Origin of the sequence: Micromonospora sp. WMMD975, from assembly GCF_029581215.1 — a bacterium.
Taxonomy (GTDB): domain Bacteria; phylum Actinomycetota; class Actinomycetes; order Mycobacteriales; family Micromonosporaceae; genus Micromonospora.
Genome location: NZ_CP120739.1, coordinates 4,029,733 through 4,041,155 on the forward strand (window position 1 = coordinate 4,029,733; position 11,423 = coordinate 4,041,155).

At 71.8% G+C, this 11,423-nt stretch carries 12 protein-coding genes; 9 read left to right on the forward strand and 3 right to left on the reverse strand.

What is annotated here, in order from left to right:
- Positions 1-57 precede the first annotated feature (57 nt).
- Complete coding sequence (locus O7613_RS17400) at positions 58-387, reverse strand: hypothetical protein (protein ID WP_281587351.1); 330 nt, start codon at positions 385-387, stop codon at positions 58-60.
- A 178-nt stretch (positions 388-565) separates the two neighbouring features.
- Here O7613_RS17400 and lpdA point away from each other — a divergent pair, with 178 nt between their 5' ends.
- From lpdA to O7613_RS17430, 6 genes are all read left to right on the forward strand, one after another.
- Entirely contained in the window at positions 566-1,957 is a 1,392-nt protein-coding gene (gene lpdA / locus O7613_RS17405) for a dihydrolipoyl dehydrogenase (RefSeq protein ID WP_281587350.1), read from the forward strand.
- 66 nt (positions 1,958-2,023) lie between these two features.
- Complete coding sequence (sucB, locus tag O7613_RS17410) at positions 2,024-3,868, forward strand: 2-oxoglutarate dehydrogenase, E2 component, dihydrolipoamide succinyltransferase (RefSeq protein WP_282289305.1); 1,845 nt, start codon at positions 2,024-2,026, stop codon at positions 3,866-3,868.
- A 91-nt stretch (positions 3,869-3,959) separates the two neighbouring features.
- Complete coding sequence (locus tag O7613_RS17415) at positions 3,960-5,294, forward strand: low temperature requirement protein A (protein ID WP_282289306.1); 1,335 nt, start codon at positions 3,960-3,962, stop codon at positions 5,292-5,294.
- 86 nt (positions 5,295-5,380) lie between these two features.
- Positions 5,381-6,259 (forward strand): oxidoreductase, encoded by an 879-nt coding sequence (locus tag O7613_RS17420; protein WP_282289307.1) that lies wholly within the window; start codon positions 5,381-5,383, stop codon positions 6,257-6,259.
- A 111-nt stretch (positions 6,260-6,370) separates the two neighbouring features.
- Positions 6,371-7,381 (forward strand): aldo/keto reductase, encoded by a 1,011-nt coding sequence (locus O7613_RS17425; RefSeq protein WP_282289308.1) that lies wholly within the window; start codon positions 6,371-6,373, stop codon positions 7,379-7,381.
- Positions 7,378-7,902, forward strand: coding sequence for a DinB family protein (locus O7613_RS17430; protein WP_282289309.1), 525 nt, complete (start codon positions 7,378-7,380; stop codon positions 7,900-7,902). Before O7613_RS17425 ends, O7613_RS17430 begins: the two co-directional genes overlap by 4 nt.
- Before the next feature lie 22 nt (positions 7,903-7,924).
- Here O7613_RS17430 and O7613_RS17435 read toward each other — a convergent pair whose 3' ends face one another.
- Positions 7,925-8,320 carry a hypothetical protein gene (locus O7613_RS17435; RefSeq protein WP_282289310.1) on the reverse strand — a complete coding sequence of 132 codons (396 nt, stop codon included), beginning with the start codon at positions 8,318-8,320 and terminating at the stop codon, positions 7,925-7,927.
- 36 nt (positions 8,321-8,356) lie between these two features.
- On the opposite strand from O7613_RS17435, the gene O7613_RS17440 reads away from it, so the two are divergent.
- From O7613_RS17440 to O7613_RS17450, 3 genes are all read left to right on the forward strand, one after another.
- A complete protein-coding gene (locus O7613_RS17440) occupies positions 8,357-8,626 on the forward strand; it encodes a type II toxin-antitoxin system prevent-host-death family antitoxin (protein ID WP_281587343.1) in 270 nt (89 codons plus the stop codon).
- The gene (locus tag O7613_RS17445) at positions 8,616-9,038 is read left to right on the forward strand and encodes a type II toxin-antitoxin system VapC family toxin (protein ID WP_281587342.1); all 423 of its coding nucleotides are present in this window, start codon (positions 8,616-8,618) and stop codon (positions 9,036-9,038) included. Before O7613_RS17440 ends, O7613_RS17445 begins: the two co-directional genes overlap by 11 nt.
- A gap of 93 nt (positions 9,039-9,131) precedes the next feature.
- Positions 9,132-10,031 carry a TIGR01777 family oxidoreductase gene (locus O7613_RS17450; protein ID WP_282289311.1) on the forward strand — a complete coding sequence of 300 codons (900 nt, stop codon included), beginning with the start codon at positions 9,132-9,134 and terminating at the stop codon, positions 10,029-10,031.
- A 69-nt stretch (positions 10,032-10,100) separates the two neighbouring features.
- Here the strand turns inward: O7613_RS17450 and O7613_RS17455 are convergent, their stop codons facing one another.
- On the reverse strand, positions 10,101-11,336 hold the full coding sequence (locus tag O7613_RS17455; protein ID WP_282289312.1) for a PHB depolymerase family esterase: 1,236 nt from the start codon (positions 11,334-11,336) through the stop codon (positions 10,101-10,103).
- Between the last annotated feature and the right edge of the window lie 87 nt (positions 11,337-11,423).

Consider the following 11,423-nt stretch of genomic DNA (forward strand, 5'->3'; position numbering starts at 1 on the left):
GCTTAACGCATTCCGCATAGGCGGGGGCCCCTTTTAACACCTGGCGGCCGGCGGCGCTCAGAAGAGCTCGGGGCGGCGCTTGCGGCGCTCGTTGTAGTCGCGCATCCGCTGGGGGTAGCCCATCAGGCGGACGTCGTAGATCGGGATGGCGGTCTTGTGCGCCCAGCGACGGGCGTCCTCCGGGCTGCCGACCCGCCGCCGCGTCCACTCGCCGTCGTCGGCGATCAGGATGACTGTGGTCTCGGTGACAGTGGTCCGCGGTTCGAGGAATGCCTCGACGCCCCGCCGGGTGCGGACGAAGTTCTCAAGGTGGTCCAGATCGGCGCGTTCGGCAGCGCGGTCGCGGCTCACCGCGGCCACCCGCTTGCGTCGTCGGAACAGCGCCACCGGACTCACTCCTCCCCCGGAACGTCATCGAAGACGGTGCCAAGCGTACGTGTCGCCGACGTGTCGTTGGGCACCTCGGTACGCGCTCGGCCGTCGGTGGTGACAAGATGACCGAGGTGGGGTGTGCCTGTTACCCCGCCGTAACCCCCGATGCAGTGACGCGACCTGGGAGTTGGATGTGAGCGAGCCGAACGACACGACCTTCGACATCGTCATCCTCGGAGGTGGTAGCGGCGGCTACGCGGCGGCGCTGCGTGCCGCCCAGCTGGATCTCTCCGTCGCGCTCATCGAGAAGGGCAAGCTCGGCGGCACCTGCCTGCACAACGGCTGCATCCCCACCAAGGCGCTGCTGCACGCCGCCGAGGTCGCCGACCAGACCCGCGAGTCCGAGCAGTTCGGCGTGAAGGCCGAGCTGGTGGGCATCGACATGGCGGCGGTCAACTCGTACAAGGACGGCGTCGTCGCCCGCCTGTTCAAGGGCCTGCAGGGGATGCTCAAGAGCAACAAGGCGATCACCATCGTCGAGGGCCACGGCAAGCTGGTCGGCAAGAACGTGGTCGAGGTCGACGGCAAGCGTTACACCGGTCGCAACATCGTGCTGGCCTCCGGCTCGTACGCGAAGAGCCTGCCCGGCCTGGAGGTCGACGGCGAGCGGATCATCACCAGCGACCACGCGCTGACCCTGGACCGGGTCCCGTCGTCGGCGATCGTGCTCGGCGGCGGCGTGATCGGCGTCGAGTTCGCGAGCGTCTGGAAGTCCTTCGGGGTCGACGTGACAATCGTCGAGGCGCTGCCCCGGTTGGTCGCGGCCGAGGACGAGGAGTCGTCGAAGGCGCTGGAGCGGGCGTTCCGCAAGCGGAAGATCAACTTCAAGGTCGGCAAGCCGTTCGAGAAGGTCGAGAAGACCGACAAGGGCGTCAAGCTGACCATCCAGGGTGGCGACGCGGTCGAGGCCGAGCTGCTGCTGGTCGCCGTCGGTCGCGGCCCGAACACCGCCGACCTCGGCTACGAGGAGCAGGGCGTCAAGATGGACCGCGGCTACGTGCTGACCGACGAGCGGCTGCGCACAAGTGTGCCGAACGTCTACGCGGTCGGTGACATCGTGCCCGGCCTCCAGCTCGCGCACCGCGGCTTCCAGCAGGGCATCTTCGTCGCCGAGGAGATCGCCGGGAAGACCCCCGCCGTGATCGACGAGGCCGGCATCCCGCGCGTCACCTACTGCGACCCGGAGCTCGCCTCGGTCGGCCTGACCGAGGCGAAGGCCAAGGAGCAGTACGGTGCCGACAAGGTCAAGACCTACAACTACAACCTCGGCGGCAACGGCAAGAGCCAGATCCTCAAGACCGCCGGCCACGTGAAGCTGGTCCGGGTGGACGACGGCCCGGTCGTCGGTGTGCACATGGTCGGCGCCCGGGTCGGTGAGCTGATCGGCGAGGCCCAGCTCATCTACAACTGGGAGGCGTACCCGGCCGAGGTGGCGCAGCTGGTGCACGCCCACCCGACCCAGAACGAGGCCCTGGGCGAGGCGCACCTGGCCCTGGCCGGCAAGCCGCTGCACGCGCACGCCTGACACGACAACCGCGGCGTCCGGCGACGGGCGATGATCCCACCAGGGGAATGAAGGAGTCTGGAGAACATGCCGGTATCGGTCACCATGCCCCGGCTCGGCGAGAGCGTCACCGAGGGCACCGTCACGCGCTGGCTCAAGCAGGAGGGTGACACCGTCGAGGTCGACGAGCCCCTGCTGGAGGTGTCGACCGACAAGGTCGACACCGAGATCCCGTCGCCCGCGGCGGGCGTGCTGAGCCGGATCGTCGTCGGTGAGGACGAGACCGCCGAGGTCGGCAGCGAGCTGGCGGTCATCGCCGGCGAGGGCGAGGACGCGGGCGCCGCCCCGAAGGAGGAGGCCGAGCCGGCCACCGAGCCGACGGCCGCCGCCGAGGGCACCGGCCCGGAGCCGGAGCAGGCCGCGCAGGCCGCGCAGGCCGCCGCGGAGCCCGGGGCCGAGGCGGAGCAGCCGGCCGTCGAGGAGCCGGCCCAGCCCGCCGCGTCGTCCGGCGAGGGTACGCCGGTGACCATGCCGGCGCTCGGCGAGAGCGTCACCGAGGGTACGGTCACCCGCTGGCTCAAGCAGGTCGGCGAGACCGTCGAGGTGGACGAGCCGCTGCTGGAGGTCTCCACCGACAAGGTGGACACCGAGATCCCGTCCCCGGTCGCCGGCACCGTGCTGGAGATCAAGGTCCCCGAGGACGAGACCGCCGAGGTCGGCGGCGTACTGGCGATCGTCGGCGCGGCCGGCGCGGCGCCCGCCGAGGCGAAGCCCGAGCCGAAGCCCGAGCCCAAGGCGGAGGCGAAGCCCAAGGCGGAGCCGAAGCCCGAGCCGAAGGTCCAGGAGCCGACCCCGGGCATGTCCTACAACGAGCCGTCCGCCGAGGCGGAGCAGGCCGCCGAGCCGGCCAAGGCCGAGCAGGCGGCCCAGCCGTCCGCGCCGGCCGCCGCGCCGCAGCGGCCGACCGCCCCGGCTCAGGGTGGCGGCGACGAAGCCGCCGGCTACGTGACGCCGCTGGTCCGCAAGCTCGCCGTCGAGCACGGCGTGAACCTGGGCTCGGTCAACGGCACCGGCGTGGGTGGCCGGATCCGCAAGCAGGACGTGCTGGAGGCGGCCGAGAAGGCGAAGGCCGCCAAGGCCGAGCCGGCGGCGCCCGCCGCCCAGGCGCAGGCACCGGCCCAGCCGGCCGCCAAGCCGCAGCCGAGCAGCAAGCGGGGCACCACGGAGAAGCTGCCGCGGATCCGGGCGACCATCGCCAAGCGGATGCAGCAGTCGCTGCACGAGACGGCGCAGCTGACCACCGTCGTCGAGGTCGACGTCACGAAGGTCGCCAAGCTGCGCACCCGGGCCAAGGACTCGTTCCAGGCCAAGCACGGCGTGAAGCTGTCCTTCCTGCCGTTCTTCGCGCTCGCCGCCGTCGAGGCGCTCCAGACCCACCCGATCATCCAGGCCAGCATGGACCTGGACGGCGGCACGATCACCTACCCGGCGGCCGAGCACCTCGGCATCGCGGTGGACACCGAGCGCGGGCTGCTCGTGCCGGTCATCCACAACGCCGGTGACCTCAACATGGGCGGCATCGCCAAGCGGATCGCCGACCTGGCCGAGCGCACCCGGGCCAACAAGATCACGCCGGACGAGATGGCCGGCGCGACCTTCACGCTCACCAACACCGGCAGCCGGGGCGCGCTCTTCGACACCCCGATCGTGCCGTCGCCGCAGTCGGCGATGCTCGGCACGGGCGCGGTGGTGAAGCGGCCGGTCGTGGTCAACGACCCGGATCTGGGTGAGGTCATCGCGGTCCGGTCGATGGTCTACCTGGCCATGTCGTACGACCACCGGCTGATCGACGGCGCCGACGCCGCCCGCTTCCTGACCGCGGTCAAGGAGCGGCTGGAGGGCGGCACCTTCGAGGCCGAGCTCGGCCTCTGACGCACGACACGCGAAGGGGTACGCGGCGACCGCCGCGTACCCCTTCGTTGTTTCCGGCCCGCCGCCGGCCGCGCGCTGACAGACTCGGCCGGTGGGCGGGTACGGGTGGCGGGGGCGCCTCGGGCCGGCGGTGCCGGTGGCCCCGGGCGCCCGGGTCGACCGGTTCGAGATCTTCTTCGACCTGGTCTTCGTCTTCTCGTTCTTCATCATCACCCGGGCCACCGCGCTCCAGGTGAGCGGCGGCGCCCTGCTGCACGCCCTGCTGGTCCTCGCCGTGCTCTGGTGGTCGTGGGTGGTGCACAGCGTGGTGGCCACCCGGGTCCGGCTCGGCGAGGGTTTCGTCCCGGTGCTCATGACGGTCGGCATGGCCGCGTTGTTCACGTTCGCGCTGTCGCTGCCGAACGCGTTCCGGGACCCGCGCGGCAACGACGCCGGGCCGATCGTCGCCGCGATCAGCTACACCGTGCTGCGGCTGGTGCACCTGCTGCTCTACCGGCACGCCGTGCGGGACAGCCCGGACGAGCACCGGCAACTGATCCGGTTCGGCCCGGAGGTGGTCGGCAGCACCGTACTCCTGCTGGTCGCCGCGCTGGTGCCGCCGAAGATCGACGGTCTCACGTCGGCGGCCGTGGTCCGTGACGGGTTGTGGGCGACCGTCGTCCTGCTCCAGTACGGCACCGGGCTCCTCGCCGGCACCTGGGGCTGGGGCGTCGCCTCCGCCGAACACTGGACGGAGCGGTACGACCTCATCCTGATCATCGCGCTGGGTGAGTCGGTCATCTCGGTCGGCGTCGGCAGCAACCTGCTCGGCCAGCCGCCCACCTGGCCGGCCGTGGTGGCGGCGGTGCTCGGCATCTTCTTCACCGCCGCGCTCTGGTGGGCGCACTACGACATGGTCGGGCCGGCCGCCCGGATCGCGCTGCACGCCGCCCGGGACGGGCCACGGGTGGCGATGGCCCGGGACGCGTACGCGTACCTGTTCCTGCCGATGATCGCGGGCATCATCCTGTTCGCGCTCGGCGCCGAGATGATCGTGCACGACATCGCCAGTCCCGACGTACCCCCGAGCGAGCCCGCGCACGGACCGGCCGTGCCGCTGCTCTTCGGCGGGGTGGCCGGCTACATCTGCGGCAACATGCTGTTCCAGGCGCGGACGCTACGCACGCTGAGCTGGACCCGGGTCGTGACGGTGCTGCTGCTCGGCGCGGCCGTCCCCGTCGCGCAGCGGGTGCCGGGCCTGGTCGCGATGGGGCTGCTGACCGTCATCGCGGTGGGTATGGTGGCGGCCGAGGTGATCGTCTTCGATGAGGGCCGGCGTGCGCTGCGCAAGCTGGTCTTCGAGGAACGGGCCAGCCACGAGGCGCACGAAGCGGCCTGGCGCGCCCGCTGGCACGAGCAGCCCGACGACCGTGATGAAGGCGAGTGACCGCCGCGGCGTTGAACCGGCTGCCCGGGTGCCGCGTGTGACCTCCCGGCCCCACCGTGGGGCTTTCGCGAGGAACGGGGACCCGCATGACCATCGACACCGTTTCCGCCGGCGCGGCCGGCACCTGGCAGCTCGGCGACCGGACCGTCAACCGGATGGGCCTCGGCGCGATGCGACTGACCGCGAACGCCGACGGCGGCCCCAGCGACCGGGACCGGGCCGTCGCCGTGCTGCGCCGCGCGGTCGAGCTGGGCGTCAACCACATCGACACGGCCGCGTTCTACTTCTCGCCGCTGCGCTCGGCCAACGAGTTGGTCAACCGGGCGCTGTCGCCGTACCCGGAGGATCTGGTCATCGTCACCAAGGTCGGGCCGGGCCGGGACCCGTCCGGCGAGTGGCTGCCGATGGCGCGGCCGGAGCAACTGCGCGGCCAGGTCGAGGAGAACCTGCGCCAGCTCGGCCGGGACCATCTCGACGTGGTGAACCTCCGGGTGTACGGGCCGGAGCCGCTGGCCGAGCACTTCGGCGCGCTCGCCGAGCTGGTCGACGCCGGGCTGATCCGGCACCTCGGCGTCTCCGCGGTGCGCGCGCACCAGGTCGCCGAGGCGCGGACCATCGCGCCGGTGGTGTGCGTGCAGAACTCGTACGGTCTCGGCTACCGCCGGAGCCACGACGAGCTGATCCGGGACTGCGCCGCGCACGGCACCGCGTTCGTGCCGTTCTTCTCCATCGTCACCAGCGGGCGGGAGGCCGGGGCGACCGGCGAGGAGCACCCGGAGGTGCTGGCGGTGGCGCGGGAGCACGGCGTCAGCGCGGCCCAGGTCCGGCTGGCCTGGGTGCTGAGCCGCGGCCCGAACGTGCTGGCCATCCCCGGCACCGGCGACCCGGCGCACCTGGAGCAGAACGTCGCCGCCGCCGCGCTCCGCCTCTCCCCCGAGGCCCTGGCGCGCCTCGACGCGGTCTGACGTTGTTAAGCGGGGCCCCCGCCTCTACCACATGCGTTAAGCGGGGGCCCCTCCTTACGTTCGCCGGAAACGACTGGACTTCGAGCGCACTCTAGATAGGACACTGGGATCATGACGACGACACGACGGTTGGGCCGCAGCGGCATCGAGGTCAGCGCCATCGGCATGGGCTGCTGGGCGATCGGCGGCCCGCTCTGGGCCGGTGAGCAGCCGCTCGGCTGGGGCGAGGTGGACGACGACGAGTCGGTCCGCACCGTCCACCGGGCGCTCGACCTGGGCGCGACCCTCTTCGACACCTCCAGCAACTACGGGGCGGGGCACAGCGAGCGGGTGCTCGGCCGCGCGCTCGCCGGTCGCCGGGAGCAGGCGGTGATCGCCACCAAGTTCGGCTACCCCACGGACGAGGAGACCCGGCAGGCCGCCGGTGAGGACGGCACTCCCGACTACGCGCGTCGCAGCGTGGAAGGTTCGCTGCGCCGGCTCGGCACCGACCACGTCGACCTCTACCAGCTGCACCTGGGCGGCCTGCCGGTGCCGCAGGCGTTGGACCTGGTGGAGACGCTTGAGGGCCTGGTCACCGAGGGCAAGATCCGGGCGTACGGCTGGAGCACCGACGACCCGGCGTCGGCGCGGGCGTTCGCGGAGGCGGCTCCGCACTGCACGGCGATCCAGCACGACCAGTCGGTGCTGCGGGACAACGCGGCGATGCTCGCGGTCTGCGAGGAGTTCGACCTGGCCAGCCTCAACCGGGGGCCGCTGGCGATGGGCCTGCTCACCGCCAAGTACCAGGACGCGCCGGCCGCCCGGGGCGGCGACGACGTGCGCGGGGTGGCGCCCGAGTGGCTGACCTGGTTCGCCGGTGGGGTGCCGCGCGCCGAGTGGGCCGACCGGGTGGCCCGGGTCCGCGAGACGCTCACCGCCGACGGCCGCACCCTCGCCCAGGGCGCGCTGGGTTGGCTTCTCGCCCGCAGCCCGCAGACCCTGCCCATCCCCGGCTGCCGCACCGTCGGCCAGGCCGAGGAGAACCTGGGCGCGCTTGCGTACGGGCCTCTGCCGCAGGCGGCGTTCGCCGAGGTGGAGCGCCTCCTCGCGGACCTGCGCACCGCTCCGGCGACCGCGTGAGTGTCGCGCCGGAGACGTCCGACCGGCGCTTCGCCCTGCCGCCGACGGCAGACGAACGGACCCTGCTCGACGCGTTCCTGGACTTCCAGCGGGATGCCCTGGTGCGCAAGTGCGACGGCCTGTCCGACGAGCAGTTGCGGTCGCGGCCGGTGCCGTCGTCCGCGTTGTCGCTGCTCGGCCTGGTCCGGCACCTGGCGACTGTCGAACGCTGGTACTTCCAGGCCGTAATCGCCGGCACCTCCCCCGGTGACCTGTTCGACCTGACCGACGACTTCGACGCGCCGTTCCACGACGTCGCCGACGCCACCGGCCCGGGCACGTTCGCGCTCTGGCGGGAGGAGGTGGCCGCGTCCCGGCGGATCGCGGCCACCCGCTCGCTGGACACGGTCGGCCGTACCCCGGGCACCGGAGCCGAACGATCGCTGCGGTGGGTGCTCACCCACATGATCGACGAGTACGCCCGGCACCTGGGCCAGGCCGACATCATGCGCGAGGCCATCGACGGCCGCACCGGGGAATGAGGACGACCGGCCTCGCGTACGCCTACTGGCCGAAGGTGTAGCGCAGCTCGGCGTTGATCAGCCGGTTGAGCCGCTTGCGCAGGTGGCCGAGGAGCGAGCCGTCGGGCAGCGGTTCGGCCACCAGCAGCCGCCAACGCACGAGGCTGCCGGCCCGGCCGTCGGACGCAAGCTCGAACCGCACCCGGGCGTCCGGCCGGCGGGGCCAGAGCGACGACCAGACGACCAACTCCGGGTACGCGGCCTCCAGCACCCGGGGCCGCTGCTCGTCGTCGAGTAGCACCAGCCAGGGGCGGGCGGGATCCCGGTCGGGGTCGGTGAGCGCGTCGAACACGATCGCGGGCGGCGGCGGTTGTGTGCGTGCGCGGCTGCCGACCTCGTGCAGCGCGGGATCAGATCGGGTGTTCACACGGCGCAGCACGTAGCACACCGTAGCACTTTTCATTACGCTGACGACATGCCTGAGCATGCCCATCGGGAGATCACCCAACGCGAGCTGCGAAACGACTCCGGCGCCATCATGCGCGGAGTTGAGCGCGGCGAGTCCTTCACGATCACCCGCAACGGAACGCCGATCGGGCGGCTGATCCCGATCCGACGGCGCACCTTCGTGCCTCGCGCCGAGGTGCTTGCGGCCTTCGCCAGCGCCCCCCGGCTTGACGAGGCTCGTCTCCGCGCTGACCTCGATGCCACGTTCGACCAGGATCTGTTGAATCGTGACTGGTGACAGTGTCCAGCGCGGCTTGATCGACACGAACATCGTCATCCATCTGAGCAGGTTGGGCGCGGCGGAGCTACCCGACGAAATGGTGATCACGGCAGTCACCTTGGCGGAACTCTCAGCCGGCCCGCATCACACTGACGATCCCCGCGAACGGGCCCGTCGCATGAGCGTGTTGCAGCACGTGGAGTCGACGTTCGAGCCGCTTCCGTTCGACGCGGAGGCGGCACGAGCCTTCGGCCTGGTCTCCGCCGCCGTGCGGGCTGCCGGACGGGGCACCCGACGCCGGGTCGCTGACCTCATGATTGCCTCCGTCGCGCACACCACTGCCCTACCCCTTTACACCACCAACCCGGCCGACTTCGTCGGGCTCGACGACCTGATCACCGTTCGCACGGTCGCCAGACCGATCGACTGACCTCCCGCCGGCGGGAGAGAGCCGTGCGTGCGTGACGAGTGAGTGATTTCGCTCCACGCATCCGGATCGCGCCGCGTACCCGAAGATGTGAGCATGCGGATCCTCATGGCCGGCGCGTCCGGTTTCCTCGGCACCCGACTGGTCGACCGGCTCACCGCGGACGGCCATCAGGTCACCCGTCTGGTCCGCCGCGCGCCGCGCACCCCGGACGAACGGCGGTGGAATCCGTCCGCCGCGCAGCTTGACCCGCAGGTGGTCGCGGACGCGGACGCGGTGGTGAACCTGGCCGGCGCGGGGGTGGGCGACAAGCGTTGGAACGACGACTACCGGAAGCTGATCCGGACCAGCCGGGTGGACAGCACCACCACGCTCGCCATCACGGTCGCCGGCCTGCCGGCCGCGGATCGGCCGGCGGCACTGCTCAACTCGTCCGCGGTCGGCTGGTACGGCAACACCGGTGACCGCGTCGTGGAGGAGGACGCGCCGGCGGGTGAGGGGTTCCTGGCCGACGTCTGCCGGGTCTGGGAGGCCGCGACCCGACCGGCCGAGGACGCCGGGGTACGTGTGGTGCGGCTGCGCACCGGGCTGCCGCTGCACCGCGACGGCGGCCTGCTCAAGCCGCAACTGCTGCCGTTCCGGCTGGGTGTCGGCGGCAAGCTGGGCAACGGCCGGCAGTGGCTGCCGTGGATCTCGATGCCGGACTGGCTGGACGCGGTGGCGTTCCTGCTGGCCCGCGACGACGTGGCCGGTCCGGTCAACGTGGTCGGGCCGGCGCCTGTCACGAACGCCGAGTTCACCCGCGAACTGGCCCGTCTGCTGCACCGGCCGGCGATCATGCCGATTCCGGCGTTGGCGTTGAAGGTGGCGCTCGGCGGGTTCGCGCACGAGGCGCTCACCAGCACCCGGGTGCTGCCCGGGGTGCTCGGCAAGGCCGGTTTCACCTGGACGCACCCGGACCTGCCGGGCGCGCTGCGCGTCGCCCTCGCCGGCTGAGCCGGTGGGCGTTAAGCGGGGGCCCCGCCTATGCAGAATGCGTTAAGCGGGGGCCCCTCCTTGCATCTGTCAGCAGTTGATGACCCAGTAGCTGGGGGCGGTCTGCTTCAGCGTGGTGGTGTAGAAGACGTTGTAGAGGCCCATCCGCTGGCCGCTCCCCAGCGCGTAGGCGTACCCGCCGGACTGGTAGGCCCGACCGGCCGCGACGTGCGCGTAGTTGCTGGCGGTGACGCAGACCGGCGCGGTGGTCGGGGACGTGCTGGGCGACGCGGTCGGGGTGGGTGAGGCGGTCGCGGTCGCCGTCGGGGTCGGGCTCGGCGTGACGCCGCCGCCTCCGAGACCGAAGAAGATCGCGTCCCGGTACGTCGAGCAGATGGTGTCCAGGAAGTACGCCCCGGCGGTGCCGCACTGGTCGGCGGCCGAGCCCGGGTCGACCGGGGTGCCGTGGCCCATGCCGGCGACCCGGTAGAGGCGGACCCGGTCGTTGCCGTAGACCTCCAGGCTGGTGCCGCCCGGCAGCGAGGACGTGCTGGTCGGGGTCGCCGACACGCCTAGCACGTTCGTCCACTGGTCCCGTGACTCGGTCGCGTTCGCCGTCGCCACCGTGTAGTCGCTGGTGCCGTGCCAGATGGCCACCCGGGGGCGCGCTCCGGAATATCCGGCGTACGCACCGCGGACCAGGTCCCCCCACTGGGCGGGGGTCTTGTCCACGCCCGGGTTCATGCAGCTGAACGCGTTGACCATGCTGGTGGCGCAGCGGTACGGGATGCCGGCGATGATCGAGCCGGCGGCGAACACGTCGGGGTAGGTGGCGAGCATGACGGCGCTCATCGCGCCCCCGGCGGAGAGGCCGCTGACGTAGACCCGGCCGGCGTCGGTGCCGTAGTTCGACTTCGCGTAGTCGACCATCTGCTTGATCGACAGCGCCTCGCCCTGGCCGCGGGCGGTGTCCCCGGTCTCGAAGAAGTTGAAGCAGGAGTTGGCGTTGTTGCCTGCTGGTTGCTGCGCCACGATCAGCGCGAACTTCCACTGGTCGGCGTACTTCTGCCAGCCGGAGTTGGCGAAGTAGGTGGCGGCGTTCTGGGTGCAGCCGTGCAGCAGGACCACGGCGGGCGCGTTGCCGGGCAGGCCGTCCGGACGGTAGGCGTACATGGTCAGGTTGCCGGGGTTGGAGCCGAATCCGCCGACCTGGGTCAGCGAGGCGGCCTGCGCGGGCAGCGCGGCGACCAGGACGCCGGCGGCGGCGAGGACGACCCCGGCCGCCGCCCCGGCGAGGCGGGCGATGAGGGATGAGGAGCGGGACACGGGACCTCCCGATCATGGAATGTGAACTGAGTCACTCTCCGAGTTGCCGCGACGTTACGTCCGTGTTTCATCCACCGGAATGGCTGT